We start from the raw sequence: 24,782 nt of genomic DNA on the forward strand, positions 1-24,782 counted from the left end.
AATGATAATTTTTTTTTGCTCACGGGCATTGCCTCAAAATTCAAAGCCTTCAGCTTTTAATTTAGTCAACAACTGTTTCCACCGTCCAAGTCTATCCACCTCATTGCTGGTCTTGCCGCCCACTACGATATTTTCCATATTGAAACTGAAAACCGGGATCAAATCCGGGCGCCGCGAAGCCGGCTCTATGCTATCGATCAAATTATCCAGAATCAGCGGCTCTGACGTCGGCGTCGGGTAATAAGCCAGCACCATATGCGCCTGGGTGATATGGCTGGCTCCGCCGCCTATCTGGGCTTTGACATACACCAGGCGCAGCTTTTGCGGCGCGATGCCCAATAAGCGGAAAGACACGTATTTATTGATGACGAAGCTTTTGCAGTCTCCGGCTCCCTTGCCGAAGGTCTCCAATGGCGTTGCCCAATAATCGGCCTGATTCCATACCGATTCGTTCTCGGCGTACTGAATGCGCCGATTGAAAAACACATTGATGTTTTTCAACGCCTCGGCATCCGGATGATTGGCCAGGGATTGCAGCAGAGACTGCCATTGATGAAACAGCCGTTGCGCCTTGGGCCCATAGCGGGCGACCGTCTGCTCCGAAGGAAGGGTGCTGGCGGACAGGAAAGGCTGCGCCAGCAAACAGCAGGCCAGAAACAGACATCGGAGCCAAGCCATCACTCTGGAGAATTTGAAGGACCGCGCAGGGGCCGGAGGAGTCAGGACGTCGACCGATGCCATCTGTCCTCCTCCAGAAAGGGAATCGTCTACTATTCCTTTAGAAGGATAGTAGGACGCAAAAAAAATGCATTTGCGGCAGTTACATAATTTAGGGGCAGTGACCGATGAACCAGACAATGCGCATCATCCGTCTATCACTGGCAATGACAGCAGCTGCCGCTTGGTCTGGCGCCTGCCAGGCTTACACCCTGCGGGAAGCTGTGGGCCTGGCGGTATTGAACAACCCGGAAGTGCTGTCCAAACTGCACGATTACAGATCGTCGGAAGACGATGTGCGCGCCGCGAAAGCGAACTACTACCCAACGGTCGACCTAAACTACGAAAGAAACCGGCAAGTTTTCGACTATCCCCCCAATACCGTCGCCTCACAGCGCTATACGACCAAGGGCTGGACCGTAAACCTCAATCAAAGCCTGTTCAGCGGCCTGCAAACCTATAATCAGGTCAAAGAGCAAGGCTATGGCAGCCTGGCCCGCTATTTCGACTTTCTGCAAACCTCGGAAAACATCGCGCTGCAAACCACTCAAGCCTACGCCGATGTGTTGATGTACCGGCAATTCGTACAGATCGCCAAGGATAACTATGCCTTGCACAAGGGCATTCTCGGCCAGATTCTGCAACGGGTTCAGTCCGGCGTGGGACGACGGGTGGACCTGGAACAGGCCAATGGACGGATGGCCGAGGCCGAATCCAACCTGATTGTCGACAACACCAATCTGCTGACCGCCACCTCGCGCCTGGCTCGGTTGATCGGCCCCTTGCCGCAGGAGGACATGGCGGACTTGCCCAGCCTGGATGGCGCGCTGCCGCCGCCCCAGCAACTGATGCAGCAGGCCATCGGGCACAGTCCGGCCTTTCTGGGTGCCCTGGCCTCGCTCGACGCGGCCCATGCCGAAGTCAATGCGCGCCGAGGCGCTTTCTCACCTACCGTATCGCTGCAGCTGAGCAAAGCGCCCACCGAGAATTACGATGGCTATCCGGGCACCACCCATCAGTCTTCTGTCGCCATCATTTTCGGCATCAACCTGTTCCGTGGCGGCGCGGACCGCGCCCAGTTGGCGTCCGCATCGGAAAAATACAATTCGGCGCTGGACCAGACCGAGCTGGCCTGCCGCAACCTGCGGCAGAACCTCGAGCAATCCTATGCGACGCTGGTGCGCTATCGCGCGCAGCTCTCCCCGCTATTGCAGCACCAGCTGTCCACGGAAAAAGCGCGGAATGCCTATCGCAAACAATTCGACATCGGCCAGCGCACGCTGCTGGATGTGCTGGATAGCGAGAACGAGCTATTCAGCGCGCGCCGCAACTACATCAACGCGCAAATCCAGCTTTCCGTCGCCCAGGCATCGGTATTGGCCTATTCCGGCGCGCTGCTCGACGCGCTTCAGTTGAAGGCCATGGATGACCGCGCCGACAAGGACTTGCTGCGACATATGAGCAGGCAGGAATGCGGCGGCGGCATGCAAACGCCGACGCCGGTTGACGTCAACGCCATTCCCGGGAAATTGATCTTCGATCCGCCCTCCGGCTCAAGCATTCGCATGCCGGCCACCATGAGTTCGGATCAAGCGCAGCAGCCGGATCAATCGGCAAGCAAAAAGCCGGGATGGCAGGCCGCCGCTCCCGCGCAGGACCCCGCCCGCAAAAACAATGACAACGCGCCCGCCCAGACGGACGCGGCGCCGCGCGTCATCATCCGCCAGGCGCCGTGAACGCCGCGGGCTCAATGCGCCGCGCTGTTGGAAAACAGATTGATCACCGCCACGCCGGCGATGATCAACCCCATGCCGACGATTGCCGCCAGGTCCAGCTTTTGGCCGTATAGCAGCCAGGCGATCAGCGAGATCAGCACGATGCCGATGCCGGACCACAAGGCATAAGCGATGCCCACCGGGATGTGCCGCAGCGTCTGCGACAACAAGTAGAAAGCCACCATATAGCCGCCCGCGGTCAGCAGCGACGGCCACAGCCGGGAAAAACCGTCCGACGCCTTCAGCGCCGAGGTGGCCACCACCTCGGACAGGATGGCCCCCATCAGAAACAACCATACTTTCATTGATTACTCCATGGCCGCCGCCAGCGCGCGCCGCTCGATGAGCCTGGCGCGCAGATGGTCATACAGCCAGTTGAATACATAGGTGTAAGGCAGGAAAAACGCGAAGAAGCCCAAATCCAACAAGAACGCCTGCCAGTAGCTCACATTCAGCCACCAGGCTGCCAAGGGCACCAGCATCACGACCAAGCCGCCCTCAAACAGCAAAGCGTGCGCGCAACGCACCACCACCGTGCGCTTCAGGCCCCTGGCGCGTTCAAAACGGTCGAATAAAGCGTTGAACAGCATATTCCACAACATGGCCGCAGTAGACATCATCAGCGCCAGCGCCCCCATGTGCAGCACGCTTTCGTTCATCAGCAATGAGGCCAGCGGCACCAGCAGGGCCATCGCGCAGGCCTCATACAGCACGGCATGCAATACCCGTTCGCCCAGTTTTTTATCTGTCGCGTTCATAGACGTCTCTCATCAGCAAAAAGTGCAATGCACGCGATTATGATTGGGAAATCGGATACGATAAAAATATCATCAATCGGAAATACCGATATGTCTATCTCGCTCGACGCGCTCACCGCCTTCGTCTACGCCGCCGACCTCGGCTCCTTCTCCGCCGCCGCGCGCCGGCTGGGCAAAAGCCAGTCCACCATCAGCGAAGCCATCGCCAACCTGGAAATCGATCTGGGCAGCAGCCTGTTCGACCGAACCGCCCGTCAACCTAGCCTGACGCCTGCCGGCCAATTGCTGCTGCCGCAGGCGCGCCAAATCATGTCCGCCAGCCAGGCCATGCAGCAACAGGCGGCGCAATTGAGCGCCGGCGTGGAAACCCGGCTCACCCTGGTGCTGTCCGACACCTTCCAGTCCCACACGCTGGAAAACGTGGCCAGCCGCCTGGAAGCGCGCTATCCGCTGCTGGAACTGGAGTGCCTGGTCGGCGAGCAGGAAGACGTGTTGGACCTGATTTTGTCCGGCCGCGCCCAATTGGGCCTGGCGGGCGCCATGGAGGGCTATCCGCCCGACATCGCCCACCGGCGCCAGCGCGACTCCAGCGAGCTGGCGCTATTCGCCGCCCACCGCCATCCGCTGGCCACGCAGAGCGCCATCGACGAAACGCAGCTGAGCCAGCATCGCCAACTGCGGCTCAATACCTATGGCGACAAAACGCCGCCGCGCTGCGGCCAGCGCCAATGGTATGCGCCCAGCTACCTGATGCTGCTGGACATGGCGCGCCTGGGGGTGGGTTGGGCCGAACTGCCATGCTGGCTGGTCAAAAGCTTTGGCGGCGGCGAACTGAAGCAATTGGACGTAGCCGGTTGGCCCAAGCGCATGCCGGTCGATTTGGTGTGGGCGGCGCGCCGGCCGCTGGGCGCCGCTGCGGGGTGGTTGCTGGAGCAGCTGGCTGGCACCGGCTCCGTCCACTCTGCGCCCTCACCAATCAATACTGACTAAAAGATCAGTCCAAGCCGCTGATCCAAATAAATTTTCCTATGCCTCCCGGGCCGGACCACCATCAGGCCCCAACCGCAGGAGAGCGATATGAGCCATCCCGTCGTGACAGTAAAAAATCACTCCAGCCGCCACGTCTATATCGAAGGCGATCCCAATTGGGACGACCAAGTGCTGCTGGCGGGGGCAGATCAAAGTCACAAAAAAAAACCGGCCTCGCGGTAATGCCGTTCACTTAAGAGAAAAGCACCGTCTCCATGCATGGGAAACGGTGCTTTTTTTGTGGATTCCTGTGCTCTCAAGGCCAGAAAAGTCGCCCGAAAATCCTTAAGTGAACGGCATTAGGCCTCGCGGGCCGGTTTGCCTTGATGCCGATCAGACTTGCGCTCAGGCCAGCGCCAGGGCCGGGTTCCACCCCTGCGGAATCGCCCCCAGCAGCTTCTTGGTGTAGCTGTCCTGCGGCGCGCGGTAGATCACATCCGCGTCCGCCTGCTCCACCACCTGGCCTTTGTTCATCACCAGCACCTGGTCGGAGATGTGCTTCACCACCGCCAGGTCGTGCGAGATGAACAAATAGGACAGCTTGAACTCGTCCTGCAGGTCCTGCAGCAGGTTCAGCACCTGCGCCTGCACCGACACGTCCAGCGCCGACACCGATTCGTCGCAGATCAGCACTTCCGGCTTCAGCGTCAGGCAGCGCGCGATGGCGATGCGCTGGCGCTGGCCGCCGGAGAACTCATGCGGATACTTGGCCAAGGCGCCGGCCGGCAGTCCCACCTTGTCCAGCAGGTCTTGCGCCAGGCGGCGCCGTTGCCCGGCGTCCTGGCCGATGCCGTGCAGCTGCATCGGCTCGGTCAGGATCTGCTCCACGGTGAAGCGCGGGTTCAGCGACGCGTACGGGTTCTGGAAGATGATCTGGATGCGCTTTTTGTAGGCGTGGAATGCCTTGGCGCTCATCCCGATCAGGTCTTGGCCGTGGAACAGCGCGCGGCCGGCGGTGGCCTGGTGCAGCCGCACCAGGGTCAGCCCCACCGTGGTCTTGCCGGAGCCGGATTCGCCCACGATGCCCAGGGTCTTGCCCCGCGCCAGCTTGAACGAGACGTCCTTCACCGCATGGAACTGGCGCTTGCCGAACAGCCCTTCGCGGATGTCGAAACTTTTGCACAGGCCCTGTACGTCCAGCACGATCTCGTCGTCCGCCGCGTAGCCGCGCTGGCGGTGCGGCGGCTCGGCATACGGCTCCGGCTTGAGGAAGTCGTCGATCACCGCCAGCCGCGCCGGGCGGCGGTCCAAGTGCGGCCGGCACGACAGCAGCGCCTTGGTGTAGGCGTCCTGCGGGTCTTCGAAGATCTGCTTCACCGTGCCCTGCTCGCGGATCACGCCGTGGCGCATCACGATGACTTCATCGGCGAATTCGCCCACCACCCCCAGGTCGTGGGTGATAAACAGCACCGACATGCCGTGTTTCTTCTGCAGATCGGCGATCAGCTGCAGGATCTGCTTTTGTATCGTGACGTCGAGCGCGGTGGTCGGCTCGTCGGCGATCAACAGCTTCGGTTCGCAGGCGATGGCGATGGCGATCATCACCCGCTGCTGCTGGCCGCCGGACAGTTCGTGCGGGTAGGCCTTGATCCGCTTCTCCGGCTCCGGCAGCCCCACTTCGCGCAGCAGCTCCACCGCGCGCTTCCACGCCGCGCTCCGGCTCAGCCCGGCGTGCAGCGTCAGCGTCTCGACGATCTGCTCGCCCACGCTGAACACCGGGTTCAGGGAACTCATCGGCTCCTGGAAGATCATCGCGATGTCCTTGCCGCGCAGCCGGCGCAGCTCGGCCGGGCTCAGCTTCAGCAGGTCGCGCCCGTCGAAGCGCAATTCAGACGCCGGATCGATCTCGCTCGATTGCGGCGGCAGCAGCTGCATAATGGCCATCGACGTCACCGATTTGCCGGAGCCGGACTCGCCCACCAGCGCCACCGTGCGGTGGGCCGGGATATCGAAACTGACGCCCTTCAGCGCCTCGAAACGGCCGCCGTCTTCCTGGCGGAAACGCACGCGCAGGTTGCGCACCGACAGCAAGGTATTGTGGTTTGGATTGCTCATGATTGGTTTCTCCTCGTCCCGCTCACTTCGCCGCCGCGCGCGGATCCAGCGCGTCGCGCAGGGCGTCGGTCAGCATGCTGAAGGCGGTGACTAGCACGGACATGAACACCACCACCATGGCCAGTTGCCACCAATAACCCTGCAGCAACTCTTCCGGCACCTCGGCCAGCATGGAGCCCCAGCTCACCTGGCGCACGTCGACGCCGAAGCCGAGGAAGGACAGGATCACTTCATACTTGATCAGGCCCACCATCAACAGGGAAAACTGCACCAGCAGCAGGTGGGAGATATTGGGCAGGATATGGACGAACATCCGGCGCGCGCTGCTGGCGTCGATGGCGTCGGCAGCCAGTACGAACTCGCGCGAACGCAACTTGATGAACTCGGCGCGCACCAAGCGGAACGTGCCAGGCCAACTGGTCAGCGACAGCACCAGAATCACCGTGCCCAGGCCACGGCCGGCCACCGCGGCGAAGGCCAGCAGCAGCAGCATGTCCGGCATGGCGGTGAACACGCTGTAGAACCACATCAGGAAGTCGTCGATCTTGCGGCCAAAGAAACCTGCGCAGGCTCCCAAGGCGGCGCCTATCACTACCGACAACAAAGCGCCAAAGAATCCGACTGACAAAGATGTGGAAGTGCCTTTGATCACTTTATCCAGCAAGTCGCGGCCACGGATATCCGCGCCAAAAGTCAGCGATGACTCTTTTTTCACCTCCGGCACAACATACTTGTCTCGGTTCTTGTAGGCTGCTTTGGTTTCCGCCCAAATCGGATCTTCCTGAGGCAGCAGACGCTGCGCTTTGGATTCGCTCGACGCTTGATTCGCCGAAGCCGGTGCCAACTTATGCTCTTGCTGATAAAGAAAGGTGGGCGGTGCATAAGACACGGCGATCTCATCGTTCCAGCCGCGCCCAACCAAGCCAGCCCAGCTGGCCAGGGCCAGGGCGATAAAGCCCGCCACAATCCACAGGCAAGCAAACCCGATGCGGTCTCGCTTCAGGCGTTGCCATCCCAATTGCCACAGGCTGCGGGAAGAAGTGGCTGCCTGCGCAACGCTGGCGGTATTTTGCAAAGTCGTCATCACATCTCCCTTATTTCAACTGAACGCGCGGATCGATCTGCTTGTACAGCAAATCGGCCAACAAGTTGAACACCATGGCAGCAGCGGCAATGGTGATGGTAATGGCCTTGATCACCGGGAAATCACTCTTGTCCACAGCATTCAGCAGCTCATTGCCCATGCCGGGAATGCCGAAGAAGCGTTCCAGCAGCATAGAGCCCAGCATCAGGAAAGGCAGCGACATGGTGATGTTGGTGACCACAGGAATTAGCGCATTACGCAGCACATGCTTGAAGAGAATCTTGGGCTCGGACAAACCCTTGGCTCGAGCAGTGCGCACATAGTCGTGATTGAGCTCTTCCACTACAAAACTGCGGTAGAAGCGCACACTGGGTGCCAACGCCACCAATAGACCCAGCAGCAGTGGCAGTGGCAGATAGACCAGAAGATTGGTCAGACCGCTGTTGTCGTCCCAACCCATTACAGGGAACAAATCCCAGGCAAATGCCAGTTGATATTGGCCGACGATGATGTAAACCAGAGAACTGATGGACATAGCTACGGTGCAGATCATCGTGACCAGACGATCAGTCAAGCCACCGCGAAAGTAAGCTACAGCTACGGCGATAGGCAGTGCGGTCAACAACTCCAGCAGCAGCAGGCTGCCAGCCAGCATCACCGAAGGCCCAACGCGGTTGGCCAGGGTGGCGCTCACCGACTGCTGGGTTGCCCAAGAGTTGCCAAAGTCATAAGTAAGGACCTGTTTGACGAATAGCAGAAACTGCTCCGGCAGGCTCTTATCCAACCCGAGCTGAACCCTGATGTTGGCCAACATTTCCGGCGTCAGCCTCTTGCCTTCTAGAATGAAAGTTGGGTCGCCACCCACCCAATTGAACAGCACGAACACCAGCAGCATCACCCCTAGCATAGTAGGAATCATCTGCCACAGGCGACGAATAAAATATGCAATCATGATCATCCTTCCTTCGCATCCAAACACCAAAAGCGAAGCTGTATGAGGTGAGGCCTAATGTTTGTTCACGTCTACGTAACGCCAGAATCCGCCTATTGAATAAATGGGATGGCGCTTGAAGCCGACCACATAGCCTTGGGTCAGTTCGTTGTACATGCGAGTCACGTTGAAAATCACCGGCTGATAGGCAGCGATCACACGGTTCATTTTCTCAAACTTAGCCTCACGTTCTGGCCCGTCGGGTAGTAGACGCGACTCCTCGAAAGCACGATCGAATTCGGGACGGCTGAATGCGGGTAGATTGCTACCACTTGGAATAGATTTGGACCATAACTCCACCATGCTGTCATCCCCATCGGGCATGGAGGCAGAGCCGCCAAGTGACCACATTTGTAACTTGTGGGCATAGGCGCTTTTCAAATTTTCGCTCCATTTGGCCACTTTGAATTGAACGCGTATCTTCAAACTGTCAAAGGTTTTCTGCCAAACTTGGTTGAATTGTTTATCCAGCGCTGATGCTTGAGTCGCCTGCACGATGACCAGCGGCTTGCCATCGGGCAAGGTACGATAGCCGTCGGGGCCGATCTTATATCCGAATTCGTCCAGTAAGGCATTTCCCAGTGCAGGATCAAACTTGACCCGGCCGTCAAAATTCGGACTAGAGCCTGGGATGCCTTGCGTGACATAAGTTTGCATTGGAATCGCCTGATTGGCATACAACAGTGGAATTACTTCCTTTTCCACCGGATACGCTAGGGCGATGGCGCGGCGCAGGGCGATTTTATCCTTGGTATACCCGCCCACAACGGGGTCAAGCATATTGAAGAATGCATAGGTGACATCTAACGCCTGAGTATGAGATAACTGGATGCCGCGCTGAAGCAGCGCCGGGTTCAATTTGGCAACTTTTGGATTGTCACTATCCACATGCAATGCCGTCTTCACCGCCGATTTCGGCAGTACAATCCAATCCTGCTGCTTGTTAAGGAAAGACAACCAGCGTGGCTGCTCTTCCTCAATAATGCGAACTTCTACCCGCCCCACCTGCGGCAGTGTTTTGCCAGCCAAGAGCTTAGCGATTTTCTGATCTTCCGGATTGTCACCCGGCTCGCCATCAAATACTTCCTTGCGATAATTTGGATTGGCCGCCAGCACGATCTTATTGCCTGGTTTCCATTCTTTCAGGATGAATGGACCTGTGCCAACTGGATGCGACATGGTGTCTTTGCTATAAGCCTCGACCACCTCGCGCGCCACTGCGCCGAACTGCTTGGCAGCTAGCGTGTAATTGAAAATGTAATTGGGTTTGACCAGCGTCAGCCGCAATGTATAGCGATCCAGCACTTGGAGACCCGGAATCGGCGCTTCGTAATCGAACTTGCCGGTTTTGCCCGCTTTTTTACCCGCTTCCTCCAGACCAGCAATCCAATCCGTCATCATATTAGCAACTGGCGAGTTGACCACAGGATCAGCAAATCGCTTGAAGCTATAGGCGTAATCGGCAGCAATCAGCTCGCGTTTCTTGCCTTTGAAAGCCGGATCATCGGAGAAGTAAATGCCAGGCTTGATCTTGATGGTATAGACCTTGCCATCTGCCGAAACTTCAGGCATGGCGGCTGCAGTGCCAGGTTTCACCTTCAGGGGCCTAGCCAGGTAGTCATACCTAAGTAGCGTGTCAAAAATGTTCTCGTTTACAGCCAACGAGTAGACATCATTCACTTTGGCTGGGTCGAAGCCGGTTTCTGCGATAGGAAAGGCCACCCTCAGCACTTTAGCCGGGTCCGCCCCATGCGCAAAAGGCATGAGCGAGGCGCCCACCAGCAGCATGGGCAACCATTTGAGGTGCTTCATCTTGTTCTGTTCTCCTTCGTAGCCGGAAGGCCTGCGTGGGCCTTCCCTTGTTCTCCTCGCCATGGTCATGAGCCATGACGGGCGGGAATGAATGTAAGGCCAATCGGCCACCAGGATCAACAAGAAAATATCAAGACGGCATCAAAAAAATGAAATTGTCCGCCGCGCCGGTTTGCCGCGCCGCCGCAAATGCCATGGGCACGTGAAGATACGGATATTTGTCCTAACATGGGAAATAAGGACTTTCCACTTTTCTTGGCAGAACGTGGCCTGTGCAAAACAACCATTCCGTGATGTCCCAATATTCGTCCCGCCTCTTTCGCAGCCGCTACAGGCTGCTGACGGGGCTGGCCAGCCTGGTCTTGCTGGCTCTGGGATGCGATGTGCTGGCCGGCTGGCTGTGGCATGTCGAATCGGCCGTGCCGGAAAACATCCATATGGTGATTTCCACGGCCGCCTGCCTGGCTCTGTATGGGGCGGCGCTGGCGCTGGCCTTGTGGCGTCCGCGGGGGCAGACTTATCGCCTGCTGGCCGTGATGGTGATCGGCATAGCCTGCCTGGCATTGCTGGAGCACGCCACCGGCCAGAGCACCGGAGTAGACTTCCCCAATCTGCACGCTTGGCGGCACGACATGCTGCCCAATTCAGGACGGATGGCGGCTCTGACCGCGACCGCGCTGCTCGCGCTGGGCGTGGGCATGTGTTGGCTGCCGGCCGCCACGCCAGCCAGAACGCGAATCGTCCAGGTTTGCGCCGCGATTCCCTTGCTATGCGGCCTGCTGGGGGGCATAGCGTATCTGGTGGACTTGGAGCTGCTGTATAGCTGGGGCGCCGCGGTGCGCATGGCGCTCTCCACCGCGGTGGGGCTGCTGACAGCCAGCGCCGGCTTGTATGGATTGGCCGCGCGCGACCAGTCGCGCCGCCTGCGCTCTCAGGACATGGCAAACTCGGTCTTCGCCACCGCATGCATTCTGCTGATCGTCATCGCCGGAACAACCGGACTGTTGATCTATCGCCTGGCCAGCCACGCGCATGAGCAGAGCCTGCAAACGGTGATGTCCTACAGCGCCCGGCAACGCGCCGCGCTGCTCAGCGCGCAGTTCGATATCAGCAACGACACGGCTCGCCAGCTTTACCAGCACCCGGCGATGCAATCGCTGCTGGAGGCGGCTTCCCATGGGCAGTTGAAGCAGGCCGATGCCGCCGCGGTGCTGAGCATGCAGAACAACCGCAGCTTCAATGGCATGGCGATCCAGGATGGCGCGGGCAGGACCTTGGTGCAGGTCGGTTATTTCGTCAACCGGCCGCTGCAGGCCGTTGCCTTGCGCTCCCCGCCTGGCGCGATCTTGCTATGGGATGGCAGCTATTCGTACCGGACTACCCATGTCTACCGGACATCGGCAGGCTCGGCCCGGCTGCTGCTGGAGCAAAGGCTGGACATGTTCAACCGAATTGTCCAGGACACTGCGCCGCATGATGGCTTGAGCGGCATCTACTCGCTCTGCGGCCATGATGAGCGATACCTGCATTGTTTCTCGCAATCGCCGCAGGACAAGGGTTCCACCATCCCCCTGGCGGGCAATATCCATCATTTCACCGTGTGGCCGGCCTTTTCCGGCCAGCGCGGCACCATGCATACCATAGACTTCTCGCACCGCAACGTGATCGGCGCCTACGAGCCGGTGCCCGACACCGGCCTGGCCTTCAGCTACAAGATAGAAGTCGGCAAACTGCTGGCGCCCATCCGCCGCGATCTGGAAGTGGGCCTGTTCGTCATGTCGGTGGTCATCGCCCTCGGCGCCCTGCTATTGCGTTGGCGCACCTACCCCCTGCTGCGCGAGGTGCAGCAGTCCAACCTGATGGCGGAGCTGGCGGCGGAACGATTCCGCAACGCTGCCGAGGCCAATATGGACGCCTTTGCCATCATGGAAGCCCTGCGCGGCGGCGATGGCCGAATCGAGGACTTCCGCGTGGTCTATATCAACGCCGAAGCCGAGCGCATGTGGCAGATCAGCCGCCGCGAGGCCATCGGCAGCCCGTTCCGGCAACTCGGCATTGCCCTGCAAATACCGGATTTTTTCGACAGCTGCCGCCGCGTGGTGGAAAACGGCCAGGCGATATCCGAAGAAATTCCCATGGCCTTCAATATCGATCACCCTTCCTGGATGCATCATGAAATCGTCAAGGCCGGCGACGGCGTCAGCGTCAGCATGCGCGACATCACCCAACGCAAGTTGGCGGAGCTGGACCTGGCCTTGCGCGAGGCGCTGCTGAAAACCGTAACCGATTCCATCCCGGCGCTGGTGGCCTTCATCGACCGCGAGGAACGCTACCGTTACTGCAACAAGTCCTATATGCGGCTGTTCGGCATCCGGCCGGAACAGATCATCGGCGTGCATATGCGCGACTTCCTGGGCGACGAGGCCTATCAGCAGCAGCGCCCGGAAGTCGAGCAAGCCTTGTCCGGACAACCGTCATCGTTTGAACGCGACATGTCGGTGCGCGGCGAGAATCGTTACGTAGAGGGGCGTTATATTCCTCAGCAACATGCCGATGGCTCGGTTTCCGGCTTTTACGTGATGATCTGGGACATTACCCAATCCCGGGCGCGCGAGCTCGAGCTGCGCAACAAGATCACGCTGGACGGCATGACCGGCTTGCTGAACCGCTCCGCCTTCATGGATATGCTGGACGACGAAATCAAGCACCACTATGTGAAACGGCTGGCGGTGGCGCTGCTGTTTCTGGACATCGACCACTTCAAGCAGGTGAACGATACCCTGGGCCACGCCGCCGGCGATGAACTGATCCGGGAGTTCGCCCGCCGTCTGCGCAGCCAGGTGCGCGCCACCGATCACGTGGCGCGGCTGGGCGGCGACGAGTTCGTCATTCTGCTGGCCGGGCTGGAATCGGAACACACCGCCGCCGGCGTGGCGGAAAAGCTGCTGGAAGCGGCGTCTCATGACGTCGAGCTGGCCGGGCAGCGACGCAAGCTGTCCACCAGCATAGGCGTGGCCTACGCCGCCGTGCCAGACATCACTCCTGAACGCCTGCTGCAAATCGCAGACGAGGCGCTGTACCAGGCCAAAGCCGCAGGGCGCAATACCTACCGCCTGCATCGCGTGGGATAAAAACGGCTTGCCGCGGCATCGCCTATCCGGGCAAAATGGCCTATCTTGAATTTGTACCATTTCAAAAAAACGCATCATGATTTCTGCCCACGCCTCCGGCCTCGCGCCGCCCATCCTGCCGCTGGCGCTATCGCCCGTCCGCGCCGGTTTCCCCTCGCCGGCGGAAGACCGCATGGAGGCCGGCATCGACTTGCAGGCCTATCTGGTGGCGGATCCGTTGGCCACGTTTCTGGTTCGGGTAGCCGGCGATTCGATGCGCGACGCCGCCATTCAGGAGGGAGACATCCTGGTCGTCGACAAGGGCCTGGCGCCGCGTCACGGCGACATCGTGATCGCGGCGATAGATGGCGAATTCACCGTCAAGCGGCTGCATGTCCAAGGGAGACGCTGCATGCTGCTGGCGGCCAATCCAGACTATCCGCCCATCGTGCCGGCCGGCGATCAGGAGCTGCAAATCTGGGGCGTGGTGACGGCCTGTGTGAGGAAATTCCGGTGACAACCTATGCGCTGGTGGACGGCAACAATTTCTACGCCAGCTGCGAGCGTGTGTTCCGGCCGGACCTGGAAGGCCGGCCCATCGTGGTGCTCAGCAATAACGATGGCTGCGTGGTGGCGGCCAGCGCGGAAGCCAAGGCGCTGAACCTGAAAATGTTCGGACCGTTCTTCGAGATCGCCGGCCTGTGCCGCCGGCATGGCGTAACGGTTTTCTCCAGCAACTACACGCTGTACGGCGACATGAGCCGGCGCATGATGGCCATCCTGGCCGAATATGCGCCGGGCCAGGAAGTGTATTCGATTGACGAATGCTTTCTCGATCTGAGCGGCGTGAGCGACATCGAGACGCTGGCGCGGCGCATGCGCGACGACGTGCGGCGGCGCATCGGCATTCCGGTCAGCGTCGGCATCGGCCCCAGCAAGACCCTGGCCAAGCTGGCCAACCATGTCGCCAAGCGGGTGCCGGGCTGGGACAGCGGCGTCTTCGACTGGAGCTGGCTGTCCGAGACGGAGCGCGACTCGCTGCTGGGGAAGCTGGCCGTCGGCAAGATTTGGGGCGTGGGGCGCAAGCTGGCGGTCCAGCTGGAAAAAATGGAAATCGACACCGCGCTGAAGCTGAAGCGGGCCGATCCGCGCGCCATCCGGCGCCAGTTCAGCGTGATGCTGGAACGCACCGTGGCCGAGCTCAACGGCGTCAATTGCCTGGAGCTGGACGACGCCGCGCCGGAACGGCAGCAAATCATCGCCAGCCGCTCCTTCGGCGAAAAGCCGCGAGACTTCAACGTGCTGGCGGCCGCCATCAGCCATCACATCAGCACCGCCGCGGAAAAGCTGCGCAAGCAAAACGGCGCGGCAAGGCTGGTGGGCGTCAGCATCCGCACCAGCCCCTTCATCGACGACGGCTACCACGGCTACACCGTCGTGCCTTTGGCGCAAGCCAGCGACGATACGCGGACGCTGGCGCAAGCCGCGCTTGCCGGCCTGCGCGCCGTCTACCGCCGCGGCCCGCTCTACCAAAAAGCCGGGGTCATCCTGATGGAAATTTCGCCGCGCGACGTCAGCCAGGCCGACCTGTTCGCCGCGCCGCCAGACCCGCGCCGGCAAAAGCTGATGCAGACCATGGATGCCATCAACCGCGAATTCGGCCGCGGCCGGGTCAAGCTGGCGGCGGAGGCGCTGACCAATAACTGGGAAATGCGCCAGGACCAGCGCTCGCCATGCTACACCACCCGGTTGACAGACCTGCTGGCGGTCAAGTAACGGTGTCAAGGCGCGCGGCGCAATGCAAGGCGCAGCGGCTGCGCTGGCCGCTGGGTGACATGCAGAACGGCCTGCGGCGGCGTCATGCCATCCGGCACAGACAGATAGAAACGCTGCAGCAACATCGCGGCAGCCAGCGTCATTTCGGTCTGCGCCAGATGCTGCCCCAAGCAGACGCGAGGACCGCTGCCGAAAGGCTGGCAGGCCCCCGCCACCTTGCTGTCGCCATCCAAGCGAAAGCGTTCCGGCCGAAACGCCCGCGGCTCGGGGAACCAGCGCGCATCATGATGCATCAGCTGGACAGGCACCAAAAACAGGGTGCCTGCCGGAAAACGCCAATGTCCCAGCGTCACCGGGCACGATGCCCTGCGGCTGATCAGAACCGGCGCGGCCGGATACAGACGCATTGTTTCCTGCAAAGTTTGGCTCAGATAGCGCAGCGCGGGCAGCTCACTCGCCGCGGGAGGCGCGTCCCCCAAAGTCTCGACCACTTCCGCGCGCGCGGCGTGTTGCGCGTCGGGATGGGACGCCATGCACCAGGCCCACCACGTCAATGTGCTGGCAACCGTCTCATGGCCGGCCAGAAAGGCCGTCTTGCATTCGGCGCGTACGGCCGACAGCGGCCAGTTGGCCTGATCATCGTTGTGCAGCCGCAGCAACCGGCTCAGTAAATCGTCCGGGCGGTTTGCCAGCGGCATGGCCAAGCGCTGCAGCAGACGCCGCTCGATCAACTGGTCCAATTGAGCCTGCGCCTGCCGCCTGGCGCGTTGCCACGGCATCCAGTCCGGCCAGGACCATGGATGATAAAACTCGGCATCGGCCTGGGCCATCAAGGCGCGGCACGCCTGTTCAGTCCTCCGCGCCTCGTCTCTCTCCATGCCATCGGAAAACGCCATGCCCACAATCAGTTCCATCCCCAGCGAGGTAAACGCTTGTTCAATGGGCCAATTCGCATCGGTCTGCGGCCACGCGGCATAGGCCCGATCCATGATTTCCGTCAGCGCGGGCACAAAGGAGTGAGCGGCCTGACGCGAGAATTCCGGGTGCAGCGCCATGCGCTTGCGTTGCCACGCTTCCCCTTCCGCCACCAGCACGCTATCGCCGTGCATCCGCCGGAAAACCGTTCTGGCCCGCTCCCAGCGAGTCAGCTTGTCGCGGTTGCCAACCAACAATTCGCGCGCCAGCGTGGGATCAGCCACCACAATCTGATGCTCCGGCCACGTGCGCAGATGCACCACATCGCCGAACTCGCGCTGCCAAGCGGCCAGGGCTTCGGGCATACCACGCGCCATCCGCCAGAGCAGCCCCCAGCCGGTGAGCCCCGATGGCGGCCCCGGCGGCCAAGCGTCAAGCGGTGCTTGAGGCGGGACATTCCCGCTATGGAAGGGGCAAGGGGAAGAATTCGGTGTTGTGTTCATGGTGACAAGATTCCGTGCTTTGCCGATGCCAGCAGTATCCATCGGCATGCATAGGCCATCTTGTACGCAAACGACATCCCAGAGGCGGCACGCCGCGCTTTTGCTTATACTCGCAGCCATGACATTCGATTCACATCTGAGACATGCGGCTTGCCCACCGCCACAGGCCAGAGCCGCCCTCGCCCACGGCGCACGCGACAGGGACTGCCTGTTGCCGATTCCCCCAGACCTACGCGGCGCGCTGGCGGCAATTGTGCGGCGCGATACCCGCGGCTTGATGCTGAGCGATGCGCAGCGCTTGAGCCATTTTCCCGCCTCGCCGCTGCTCAGCCTGTCATGGTTTCAGGAGATGCAGTCTGGAATCGTGATGGCAAGCCCGCAGGGATATGCCTGGCAGCCATTCGAAACCCAAGCGGTCTTGTCCGGCAGCCAGTCGCAGCCCTTGGCCAGCTGGTCTTCCTCCAATGGGCGCGGCATCATGCTGTGCTTCACTGCGGATATCGCGCGACAATTGTTCGATGTGGACGTTGTCCGGCTGCGCGACCGCATCGCTCCCGCCTTAGACGCACTGGGAAGCGAGTGGCAGCCTTTTTTGGACGCCATGCAACAGGCAAACAGCGACGTGGAAACGCTGGCTGCGCTGGAAGCGCATCTGGCCCCATGTTGGCGCAAGCGGCAAAGCCAAGTTTCGCCTGCAGGCTCGCTGCGCCAATTGGGCCGCCGGTGGGTAGGGAGCCTGGCGCAGCAGGCAAGGCAATGGGGACTGACTCACAGCCAGCGCCAGGTGGAACGCCGAATCAAGGCGCATAGCGGCCGCTCGCTGCGCGAGTGGCAAACGCTGGTAAAAACCGAAGGGGTATTTTTCAGCGCCCGCGAACGGCATGCTTCCGGCCAGGCGCTGGATTGGGCCGACCTGGCCCTGCAAGAGGGTTTCGTGGACCAGGCGCACCTCAGCCGCGCCAGCAAACGGATCACCGGCTTCGCGCCGGGTGAGTTCGCTCGGCGCTTCGTGGAAGATGAGTCCTTCTGGCTATACCGGTTATGGGTATGAGGCCCGCCTAGAACAGCGAACCCTGAACCGGCGGATCAGGCGTTTCCGGCTCCGCAGCCATGAATGCGGCGGGCCAGGCCGCCAGAAAGGCGCGCGCCGTCTCCGGGTTGCGGCAATTGAGCCAGGCATCGTATTGCGACGGCGAGACGATGACCAGCGTGCGCTTTTCATCTCCAGGCCGGTGCATGCGCTTCATCAGCGGGTGATGGTCGGCATTGATGGTGATCTGTGTGAAAGCCGCGCTGACCGAACCATCGGCCTCGCGCCACTCCCGCCACAATCCGGCCACGGCGAAGGGGGCGCCGTCCGCCAACCCGATGCGCATTCGCACGGCGCGGCCGCTCTCATAGCTCGGCTCGAAAAACGCCCGCATCGGCACCAGACAAAACTGACCGTTGCGCCAGGCATCGCGGTAGCTGCGCAACTGGCCTATGGTTTCTGCGCGCGCGTTCATGGTGGACAACCGCACCCCGGCTGGCTGATGGCGCTTGGGGATGAAGCCGTAGGACGCCAGCCGCACGCCGTCGCGGGTAATAATCGGCGCCAGATAGTCCTGCCAAACCTCGTCCTGCCATTGCCCCTCTCCGGGCTCAACCGCAAAGAATGCCCGCAACTGGTTTGGCGATGGAGTCTGAAAATTTACGCACATCGTGGCATTATCCAGCGATGGCGGACAACGCGCCACCGCATCATCCACTCCAAGATTCGACGCACCAAGGCGCGCCGACGCAGAAAGCACCAGCTGCAGCGCGGCTTAACGGCTCTCCCCACGGAAAGGCAGCCATGATAGACCTGTACTACTGGACCACGCCCAACGGCCACAAGATCACGATCTTCCTGGAAGAGGCCGGCCTCCCCCATCGCATCGTCCCGGTCAATATCGGCCAGGGAGAACAATTCCAGCCTGACTTTCTGCGCATCGCGCCGAACAACCGCATCCCGGCCATCGTCGATCACGCGCCGGCCGATGGCGGCGAGCCGCTCAGCGTATTTGAATCCGGCGCCATCCTGCTGTATCTGGCGGACAAGATCGGACGCTTCATCCCGCAGACGCTGCGCGGCCGCAACGAAACGCTGCAATGGCTGTTCTGGCAGATGGCCGGCCTGGGGCCGATGGCGGGCCAGAATCACCACTTTACGCAGTACGCGCCGGAGCAACTGCCGTATGCGATAGACCGCTACGTGCGCGAAACCGCCCGTCTCTACCGCGTACTGGACACGCAATTGGCCGACGGCCGCAACTACATCGCCGGCGCGTACTCCATCGCCGACATGGCATGCTATCCGTGGATCGTGCCGCATGAACGGCAGCGGCAGAATCTGGACGACTTCCCGGCGCTTAAGCGCTGGTTCGATCGCATGGCCGCCAGACCTGCCGTGCAGCGCGCCTATGCCCGCGCAGCGGAAATCAATAGCGCGCCGACAGTGGACGAGAAATCGAGGGCGTTTCTGTTTGGCCAGGACGGCCGGCCACGACAAGGTTGAGCAAACTAAAAAAAACCCGGCGAAAGCCGGGTTTGTCGTTTCATGGCAGGCACGCTTACCGCAACGGCGACGCAGCGGACGGCGCGGCCTTGGGCTTGTCCACGCTGATGCGCAAATTCTTGATCTTGCCCGGCACATCCTTCAGATCGCCTCCCACCACGCGGTACTGGATGCCTCCGGCAGCCGCTGCGCCCAGATTGGCGGAGCGCGCGGTCAACGCCTGGGAGCTTAGCGGCTCCACCGGCCCGGCGGTAACGGTGTAGGCCGTGGAATCCACCGCGGTGAACACGCCGGTGAATTGCTGCTTGAACTTGCGCTTGGAGATGGAGCCGATGTAGTACTCGATGGTGCTGCGCGAGTACTGGTTCACCGCCCACGGCCAATCCCACTTCGAGGTTGCCGGGTTCAGGTACTGCGACAGCAGATCCTGCGCCCCGTTGAGGCCGTCCTTGCCGCCGAACTTGGCCAGGTAGTACGGACGATTGGACGGATGGCCGTTCAGCGCGTTGTCGCTGTAGCGCAGGAAGTTGTAAAGCTCGGCCTCGTAGGTCAGATACATCTTGGAGGTATAAGGGATGTTGGCTTTCTGCTCGAACAGCGTCAGCGTGATCATGCGCTTGCTCTTGGGCGGCAGCACCGCACGGTATTCCGCGGTTTGCGACGTGGTGTTGCTGGTGCCGTTGGTGGTGGTCCAATCCGCGCCGGAAGCGATCTCCACCGCCACCGACGACTCGGCGCCGCCGATCAGCGGCAAGCCCGCGCTGAACTTATTGGTCACCGTGACCTTGCCGCTGACGCTGATCTTGTCCGCCTTGGACCAGCTGACAGTGGAGTCGTACTTGATATTGGCCACCCCGGTATCGGACTGATCGCTGAAATTCTCCAGCAGCACATTCACCACTTTCAGCGGTTTCTTGTTATACAGCTCCGGCGTGCCTAATTTCATATCGTCCGGCTCCATCATCCACTGGATATTGGAGAAAGCCATGCGAAACGCTTGTCGGCCCAATAACCGCCCGGTCCTTTCGGATCGTATTTGGCGTTCATCATGTAGCGGTATTTATTGTCCGGCATCGACAAATTATCGAGCATGGTGTCGATGCGGCGATATTCAAACTCTTTACCTACCGCAGTATTGCCATTGGTATTGCCGCCCACCCAGCCGTAGCCCATATAATGCGCCAGATAGGCCCAGGGTTTGAAAAACGCGTCCGATGTGACGATTTTCTGGATGGTGGATTCATTGTCCGGAGACATTTCGGTATAAATCACATCACTGAATTGCGGAACCGTATCCGCCGCCCATGCCGGCTGTTGATGCGCAACCAGCAATACAGCGACGGGAAGGATGGTTTTTATCGACTTCATGTTTTATCCCTTCGTAGGTAACAAGATGAATAATTGCAATAACCGTCTCGTTCTGTCCTAAAAACACATCAGACGGAGCAATTTTCGAACGCCATCACGAAATAGAGCAAAAACTCCACAGCGCAAGATCATCGTAATCACCTCCCCTTACTTATCGCAACAATCATTAACGGCATATTTGTAAATAAATACATTGAATTATTTACATTTATTTTGATTATATTTAATAAGTAGAAATGCTTACGTCGTATCTCTAGAAATAGCAAAGCGATACCCTGGAGTCTTATCGGCACCAATGGCTTATATCAATGCGACCAACACGGCATGCATCGCGTCGAATCCGTTCTTTTGGACAGGTGTTTAGCGCACAACAAATCAAATCGCACGCGCACAGAACCAGATTCGCGCGCGACACATCGCAAAAAGCCCTCCGAGTAGGGAGGGCTTGTAAATCGCTTTGTCAGCCTGCCGGCAATCATCCTGCGCGCGCCAGCGCCGACATCTCAAGTGACCTGGCTGGCGGCGGGCTTGCCCTCCAGAGTCTGTCCATCTTGCTCTGCCGCCAGATTCTCCTCGGCGCGGCGGCCCTCCCAATAGGCTGCATTGGCGATGCCTAGCCTCTCCGGATGAAACACCGGATCCGAACCTAGCGCCTGCTGCGCCTCGTAATCGCGCAGGCAAGCCAGCGCCGGCTTCTGCAGCAAAATGATGGCCACGATGTTGAGCCAGGCCATCAGGCCCACGCCGATGTCGCCCAGCCCCCAGGCCAGATCGGCCGTCTTGACCGTGCCGTAAACGGTGGCCGCCATCAGCGCCAGCTTCAAGACGAACGCCAGCCAGGGGCGGCGTTGCTTGCGGGTCAGATAGGCGATATTGGTTTCGGCGATGTAGTAGTAGGCGATGATGGTCGTGAAGGCGAAGAACAGCAGCGCCAGCGCCACGAAGGCGGAGCCGAAGCCCGGCATGATGCTTTCCATCGCCGTCTGCACATAGCCTGGCCCTGCCGCCACCCCGGCAATGCCGGTGAAAACCGCCTGGCCATCTGGCCTCTGCACATTGTATTGCCCGGTGATCAGCAGCATGAAAGCCGTGGCGGAACAGACAAACAAGGTATCGATATAGACCGAAAATGCTTGCACCAAGCCCTGTTTGGCCGGATGGCTGACTGCCGCGGCGCTGGACGCATGCGGTCCGGTGCCCTGCCCGGCCTCGTTGGAATAGATGCCCCGCTTGACGCCCCACTGGATGGCGAAACCCAGCATGGCGCCCATGCCGGCCTCCAGCCCGAAGGCGCTCTTGAAGATCAGCGCCACCACGCCAGGCAATTGCTCGATGTTCAGCGCGATCACCACGCAGGCGACGATGATGTAGCCCAGCGCCATGAACGGCACCACCGCGCCGGCGAATACCGCAATGCGCTTGACGCCGCCGAAGATGATGAAACCGAGCAGAATGGCCAGCAGCGCGGCGGTGACGGTGGGCGCCACGCCGAAGGCAGACTCCATCGATGCGGCAATCGAGTTGGACTGGATGCCCGGCAACAGCACGCCGGTCGCCACCACGGTGGTAATGGCGAACAGCCAGGCATACCACTTCATGCCCAAGCCCTTCTCGATATAGAACGCCGGTCCGCCGCGATACTGGCCGTCAATCTTTTCCTTGTACACCTGGCCCAAGGTGGACTCGACGAAGGCGGAGCTGGCGCCCAGGAAGGCCACCAGCCACATCCAGAACATCGCGCCGGGGCCGCCGAAGGTAATGGCGGTGGCCACGCCGGCAATGTTCCCGGTGCCGACGCGCCCAGCCAGCGTCATCGCCAGCGCCTGGAACGACGACACGCCGGCACTGCTGCTCTGCCGGTTGAACATGAGCCGCAACATCGCCTTGAAATGCCGCAGCTGCAAAAATCGGGTGCGAATCGAAAAATACAGGCCGGCGCCCAGGCACAGATAAATCAGTGCCGGACTCCAGACCACGCCGTTGATGGCGTTGACCAGCTGATCCATGGTTTCTCCTTTGTCTGCGAAGGTTCGCAACCGGCTTTATCATTGCCTTACATGCCGATTGTCGGACTGCAAACCGAAAGATAAGGAGCAAACCCCTGTCAACTCCAGTAAACAGAGTGTAAAAACTCTAAATTGCAACAAAAAATAGCCATGCGCTTTGCCAAGCGCAAGAAATCATGCCGGCATATAAAGGCCCGAAAAACCCAACCAGGCCCATGATATAGTGACGGCCCACGCAATCAGAACACGGGAACGTTAAGCCATGCCCACTCACGCCCGACTCGCGACCTGCCTGATCGCCGCCGCGCTGTGTGCCTGCCAGCCGCCGCAGCGCATCCAAGCCAGCTACCACTGCGATCAGCAGATACAGTTCCGCTTCGACCGCCGCGGGCAGACCGTTGAGTTGAAACAAGGGAAAGCGACCCATCAGGGGTTCATGGATGAGAAGGGGCTGCTGACCTGGCCCAAGGACAAGGCCGGCACGGGCTTGCCTGACAGCTTTTACATTTCGCGCAAGACGCCCGACCAGATGAAATTGTACGGCGGACTGGCCGGTACCGGATTGGCCTGCCGGCTGGACCCTCAATAACGCAGTCAGCCCGGCTTACGACGTTTTCAGCCAGTTATTGCGCGTTTCTCGGTAATAGTCGAGCATGCCGTAGCGCTTCCATACCGGCGCGGTATCCTCGGCGAACAGTCCCTGCTTCAGCACCGCGCGCATGCGCCCCTGCAAGGCAGGCGGCACCCGAGGACCGCAGGCCAGCCAGCGCTCGACCTGAGCCACCACAAACAGTTTGACGACCTGCTTGTCGCCGGACAATGGGCCAGGAGGCAGGTCGCTGACCAGCACTTGAAATCGGCCGGCGTTCAGCATCAGAAAACCCGTGGCTGAATTTTTTACCGCCGTGAACGGCATGCCGGCGCTGCTGAGGATATCGCGCACTTCGGCCATGTCCACCGCCCCCACCGAATATCCTTTCAGCCCGCCCAGATTAGTCAGTTGGCTCTTGTTGTCGCCACGTTTGTAGGCCGTCAACGTAATCGGCGCGATGACGCTGATGAAATTGACGGTTTCACTCTCTCCCTGATCAAAATTGACCGCCAGCGCGCAAGTATTGTCCTGGTTGGCGAGGCTTAGGAAGGCCCGCTTGAAAGGCACGCTCTGAAAAACCACTTCGATGCCCGCCTTGCGCATCAGCAAACGGAAGACGTCGGCATAAGGGCCGGAAAGCCCCCCGGCAGACTTCAGCAGGAATGGCGGATAGTCATCCGCCAGAACCCGGATGGTGGCCGGCGAAGCGGCCTCGGCGCGCGATAGCCCAAAAAAGAGAAAAATCGCTGCCAGCCAGTGCAATCGGCTCAGACCCATCATGTCGCGGTTCTTTTAATCAGCTCCACCGGCGTTTGCACGATCGATTGCAGTTCGGCTTGCGCTACGTGCTTGGACAAGGCCTGCAATACCAGATCCAGCGCATATTGCATCTGCAGCGCCGGGTGCTGGTCGGCGGTCGCATAGATGGCGCCGCTAGCGATATACGGCGCCGCAGCGGGGATATTATCGTAACCGCCTATCAGCACCTTGCCGGTCTTATGCCGTTCCGTTACGGCCTTGACTGCGCCTATCGCCATATTGTCGTTGCCGCACAGCAGCGCCGACAGGTCCGGAACGGCATCCAGCAGCGACAGCGCAGCCTGGTAGCCCTTGTCGGTCTCCCAGTCTCCCCAGCGCATCCCGGCCAGCTCCATGCCGGCGATGCGTATCGATTCGCGGAAACCATCGCTACGCGATTTGGCGTTGATCGCCTGTGGAAGGCCTTCGATGATGCCGACCTTGCTGCCCGGCTTCAGCGCCGCCAGCACATAATCGCCCACCTTACGCGCGCCGCTGAAATTGCTTGGCCCCACAAAGGGAATGTTCACGTTCTCATGCGCCAGCACACGCTCATCAAGCTTGTTGTCGATATTGACCACCAACATCCCCTGCGCGATGGCCTTCAACAACAAAGGCATCACCGCCCGCGAATCGGCCGGCGCGACAATCAAGGCATCGTCCCGGCGGTCTATCGCGCGTTGCAGCATCGCCACCTGCGCCTTGACATCGCCTTCGCTCTGCAAGCCTTCCAGCCGCAGCTGATACTCTGCGGCATGATCGGCATGATGCTTGCGCGCGCCGTCCAGCATGATGGTGAAAAACTGATTGCGCAGCGATTTGACCACCACCGTCACAGCAAACTTGCGGCTGCCCGCCGCCGCCCAGCGCCAGGCGCCGGCACTCGCCAGCACGGCCAACAGGAATTGACGCCGCCTCATCGCCCTCTCCCCTCATTCAGATCACTTGAAACTATAG

The 24,782-nt window shown here is 60.3% G+C and carries 21 protein-coding genes and 1 pseudogene; 9 read left to right on the plus strand and 13 right to left on the minus strand.

The genetic code is table 11. From position 1 onward, the window contains the following. Positions 1–33 precede the first annotated feature (33 nt). Positions 34–858: a transglutaminase-like cysteine peptidase gene (locus BI343_RS04935; protein ID WP_244886570.1), complete on the minus strand. Its 825-nt coding sequence runs from the start codon at positions 856–858 to the stop codon at positions 34–36. Here BI343_RS04935 and BI343_RS04940 point away from each other — a divergent pair. Continuing rightward, the gene (locus BI343_RS04940; RefSeq protein ID WP_083340811.1) at positions 846–2,453 is read left to right on the plus strand and encodes a TolC family outer membrane protein; all 1,608 of its coding nucleotides are present in this window, start codon (positions 846–848) and stop codon (positions 2,451–2,453) included. The two genes, BI343_RS04935 and BI343_RS04940, sit on opposite strands and share 13 nt — an antisense overlap. Before the next feature lie 11 nt (positions 2,454–2,464). On the opposite strand, the gene BI343_RS04945 is transcribed toward BI343_RS04940, so the two are convergent. Both BI343_RS04945 and BI343_RS04950 read right to left on the minus strand, forming a co-directional pair. Then, on the minus strand, positions 2,465–2,797 hold the full coding sequence (locus BI343_RS04945) for an SMR family transporter (RefSeq protein WP_043625118.1): 333 nt from the start codon (positions 2,795–2,797) through the stop codon (positions 2,465–2,467). 3 nt (positions 2,798–2,800) lie between these two features. Then, the gene (locus tag BI343_RS04950; protein WP_071108883.1) at positions 2,801–3,250 is read right to left on the minus strand and encodes a multidrug/biocide efflux PACE transporter; all 450 of its coding nucleotides are present in this window, start codon (positions 3,248–3,250) and stop codon (positions 2,801–2,803) included. A gap of 90 nt (positions 3,251–3,340) precedes the next feature. On the opposite strand from BI343_RS04950, the gene BI343_RS04955 reads away from it, so the two are divergent. Together BI343_RS04955 and BI343_RS20540 are read left to right on the plus strand one after the other, a co-directional pair. Beyond that, positions 3,341–4,240 (plus strand): LysR family transcriptional regulator, encoded by a 900-nt coding sequence (locus BI343_RS04955; RefSeq protein WP_071108884.1) that lies wholly within the window; start codon positions 3,341–3,343, stop codon positions 4,238–4,240. Positions 4,241–4,327: 87 nt separating this feature from the next. Continuing rightward, positions 4,328–4,462 (plus strand): hypothetical protein, encoded by a 135-nt coding sequence (locus BI343_RS20540; protein WP_280513315.1) that lies wholly within the window; start codon positions 4,328–4,330, stop codon positions 4,460–4,462. Positions 4,463–4,624: 162 nt separating this feature from the next. Here BI343_RS20540 and BI343_RS04960 read toward each other — a convergent pair whose 3' ends face one another. The 4 genes from BI343_RS04960 to BI343_RS04975 are packed head-to-tail and all read right to left on the minus strand — an operon-like array spanning position 4,625 to position 10,221. Continuing rightward, positions 4,625–6,334: an ABC transporter ATP-binding protein gene (locus BI343_RS04960; protein WP_083340812.1), complete on the minus strand. Its 1,710-nt coding sequence runs from the start codon at positions 6,332–6,334 to the stop codon at positions 4,625–4,627. Positions 6,335–6,356: 22 nt separating this feature from the next. Next, positions 6,357–7,418: an ABC transporter permease gene (locus BI343_RS04965; RefSeq protein ID WP_071108886.1), complete on the minus strand. Its 1,062-nt coding sequence runs from the start codon at positions 7,416–7,418 to the stop codon at positions 6,357–6,359. A gap of 10 nt (positions 7,419–7,428) precedes the next feature. Then, positions 7,429–8,370 (minus strand): ABC transporter permease, encoded by a 942-nt coding sequence (locus BI343_RS04970; protein ID WP_071108946.1) that lies wholly within the window; start codon positions 8,368–8,370, stop codon positions 7,429–7,431. 54 nt (positions 8,371–8,424) lie between these two features. Further along, positions 8,425–10,221 (minus strand): ABC transporter substrate-binding protein, encoded by a 1,797-nt coding sequence (locus BI343_RS04975; protein ID WP_071108887.1) that lies wholly within the window; start codon positions 10,219–10,221, stop codon positions 8,425–8,427. A 293-nt stretch (positions 10,222–10,514) separates the two neighbouring features. Between BI343_RS04975 and BI343_RS04980 the strand changes: the two genes are divergently transcribed. The 3 genes from BI343_RS04980 (at position 10,515) to BI343_RS04990 (ending at position 15,107) form a co-directional block, all read left to right on the plus strand. Next, complete coding sequence (locus BI343_RS04980; protein ID WP_071108888.1) at positions 10,515–13,352, plus strand: diguanylate cyclase domain-containing protein; 2,838 nt, start codon at positions 10,515–10,517, stop codon at positions 13,350–13,352. Between the two features lie 76 nt (positions 13,353–13,428). After that, positions 13,429–13,848: a LexA family protein gene (locus BI343_RS04985; RefSeq protein WP_071108889.1), complete on the plus strand. Its 420-nt coding sequence runs from the start codon at positions 13,429–13,431 to the stop codon at positions 13,846–13,848. Further along, positions 13,845–15,107, plus strand: coding sequence for a Y-family DNA polymerase (locus BI343_RS04990; RefSeq protein WP_071108890.1), 1,263 nt, complete (start codon positions 13,845–13,847; stop codon positions 15,105–15,107). Before BI343_RS04985 ends, BI343_RS04990 begins: the two co-directional genes overlap by 4 nt. 5 nt (positions 15,108–15,112) lie before the next feature. Here BI343_RS04990 and BI343_RS04995 read toward each other — a convergent pair whose 3' ends face one another. Further along, entirely contained in the window at positions 15,113–16,573 is a 1,461-nt protein-coding gene (locus BI343_RS04995; RefSeq protein ID WP_244886571.1) for a cytochrome P450, read from the minus strand. Between the two features lie 163 nt (positions 16,574–16,736). On the opposite strand from BI343_RS04995, the gene BI343_RS05000 reads away from it, so the two are divergent. Continuing rightward, positions 16,737–17,576, plus strand: coding sequence for a helix-turn-helix domain-containing protein (locus tag BI343_RS05000; RefSeq protein ID WP_211269384.1), 840 nt, complete (start codon positions 16,737–16,739; stop codon positions 17,574–17,576). Positions 17,577–17,583: 7 nt separating this feature from the next. Here BI343_RS05000 and BI343_RS05005 read toward each other — a convergent pair whose 3' ends face one another. Next, positions 17,584–18,225, minus strand: a complete 642-nt coding sequence (locus BI343_RS05005; protein WP_071108893.1) for an SOS response-associated peptidase — start codon at positions 18,223–18,225, stop codon at positions 17,584–17,586. A gap of 134 nt (positions 18,226–18,359) precedes the next feature. On the opposite strand from BI343_RS05005, the gene BI343_RS05010 reads away from it, so the two are divergent. Next, positions 18,360–19,061, plus strand: coding sequence for a glutathione binding-like protein (locus tag BI343_RS05010; RefSeq protein ID WP_071108894.1), 702 nt, complete (start codon positions 18,360–18,362; stop codon positions 19,059–19,061). A 55-nt stretch (positions 19,062–19,116) separates the two neighbouring features. Here the strand turns inward: BI343_RS05010 and BI343_RS05015 are convergent. Together BI343_RS05015 and BI343_RS05025 are read right to left on the minus strand one after the other, a co-directional pair. Further along, positions 19,117–20,429: pseudogene (locus tag BI343_RS05015) on the minus strand (aerolysin family beta-barrel pore-forming toxin). Between the two features lie 503 nt (positions 20,430–20,932). Next, positions 20,933–22,435: an alanine/glycine:cation symporter family protein gene (locus tag BI343_RS05025; protein WP_071108897.1), complete on the minus strand. Its 1,503-nt coding sequence runs from the start codon at positions 22,433–22,435 to the stop codon at positions 20,933–20,935. Between the two features lie 262 nt (positions 22,436–22,697). Between BI343_RS05025 and BI343_RS05030 the strand changes: the two genes are divergently transcribed. After that, positions 22,698–23,024, plus strand: a complete 327-nt coding sequence (locus tag BI343_RS05030) for a hypothetical protein (RefSeq protein ID WP_071108898.1) — start codon at positions 22,698–22,700, stop codon at positions 23,022–23,024. Between the two features lie 15 nt (positions 23,025–23,039). On the opposite strand, the gene BI343_RS05035 is transcribed toward BI343_RS05030, so the two are convergent. Together BI343_RS05035 and BI343_RS05040 are read right to left on the minus strand one after the other, a co-directional pair. Then, positions 23,040–23,807, minus strand: coding sequence for a substrate-binding periplasmic protein (locus tag BI343_RS05035; protein ID WP_083340814.1), 768 nt, complete (start codon positions 23,805–23,807; stop codon positions 23,040–23,042). Beyond that, on the minus strand, positions 23,804–24,745 hold the full coding sequence (locus BI343_RS05040) for a substrate-binding domain-containing protein (protein ID WP_071108900.1): 942 nt from the start codon (positions 24,743–24,745) through the stop codon (positions 23,804–23,806). The genes BI343_RS05035 and BI343_RS05040 overlap by 4 nt, the downstream gene beginning before the upstream one ends. Positions 24,746–24,782 lie beyond the last annotated feature (37 nt).

Origin of the sequence: Chromobacterium amazonense (assembly GCF_001855565.1) — a bacterium.
GTDB lineage: Bacteria > Pseudomonadota > Gammaproteobacteria > Burkholderiales > Chromobacteriaceae > Chromobacterium > Chromobacterium amazonense.

Excerpts from the sequence above, each read along its gene's own strand:
- BI343_RS04940 (WP_083340811.1), top strand. The coding sequence starts at position 846 with ATGAACCAGACAATGCGCATCATCCGTCTATCACTGGCAATGACAGCA.
- BI343_RS04945 (WP_043625118.1), bottom strand. The coding sequence starts at position 2,797 with ATGAAAGTATGGTTGTTTCTGATGGGGGCCATCCTGTCCGAGGTGGTG.
- BI343_RS04950 (WP_071108883.1), bottom strand. The coding sequence starts at position 3,250 with ATGAACGCGACAGATAAAAAACTGGGCGAACGGGTATTGCATGCCGTG.
- BI343_RS04955 (WP_071108884.1), top strand. The coding sequence starts at position 3,341 with ATGTCTATCTCGCTCGACGCGCTCACCGCCTTCGTCTACGCCGCCGAC.
- BI343_RS20540 (WP_280513315.1), top strand. The coding sequence starts at position 4,328 with ATGAGCCATCCCGTCGTGACAGTAAAAAATCACTCCAGCCGCCACGTC.
- BI343_RS04960 (WP_083340812.1), bottom strand. The coding sequence starts at position 6,334 with ATGAGCAATCCAAACCACAATACCTTGCTGTCGGTGCGCAACCTGCGC.
- BI343_RS04965 (WP_071108886.1), bottom strand. The coding sequence starts at position 7,418 with ATGACGACTTTGCAAAATACCGCCAGCGTTGCGCAGGCAGCCACTTCT.
- BI343_RS04970 (WP_071108946.1), bottom strand. The coding sequence starts at position 8,370 with ATGATTGCATATTTTATTCGTCGCCTGTGGCAGATGATTCCTACTATG.
- BI343_RS04975 (WP_071108887.1), bottom strand. The coding sequence starts at position 10,221 with ATGAAGCACCTCAAATGGTTGCCCATGCTGCTGGTGGGCGCCTCGCTC.
- BI343_RS04980 (WP_071108888.1), top strand. The coding sequence starts at position 10,515 with ATGTCCCAATATTCGTCCCGCCTCTTTCGCAGCCGCTACAGGCTGCTG.
- BI343_RS04985 (WP_071108889.1), top strand. The coding sequence starts at position 13,429 with ATGATTTCTGCCCACGCCTCCGGCCTCGCGCCGCCCATCCTGCCGCTG.
- BI343_RS04995 (WP_244886571.1), bottom strand. The coding sequence starts at position 16,573 with ATGCCGATGGATACTGCTGGCATCGGCAAAGCACGGAATCTTGTCACC.
- BI343_RS05005 (WP_071108893.1), bottom strand. The coding sequence starts at position 18,225 with ATGTGCGTAAATTTTCAGACTCCATCGCCAAACCAGTTGCGGGCATTC.
- BI343_RS05010 (WP_071108894.1), top strand. The coding sequence starts at position 18,360 with ATGATAGACCTGTACTACTGGACCACGCCCAACGGCCACAAGATCACG.
- BI343_RS05025 (WP_071108897.1), bottom strand. The coding sequence starts at position 22,435 with ATGGATCAGCTGGTCAACGCCATCAACGGCGTGGTCTGGAGTCCGGCA.
- BI343_RS05030 (WP_071108898.1), top strand. The coding sequence starts at position 22,698 with ATGCCCACTCACGCCCGACTCGCGACCTGCCTGATCGCCGCCGCGCTG.
- BI343_RS05035 (WP_083340814.1), bottom strand. The coding sequence starts at position 23,807 with ATGATGGGTCTGAGCCGATTGCACTGGCTGGCAGCGATTTTTCTCTTT.
- BI343_RS05040 (WP_071108900.1), bottom strand. The coding sequence starts at position 24,745 with ATGAGGCGGCGTCAATTCCTGTTGGCCGTGCTGGCGAGTGCCGGCGCC.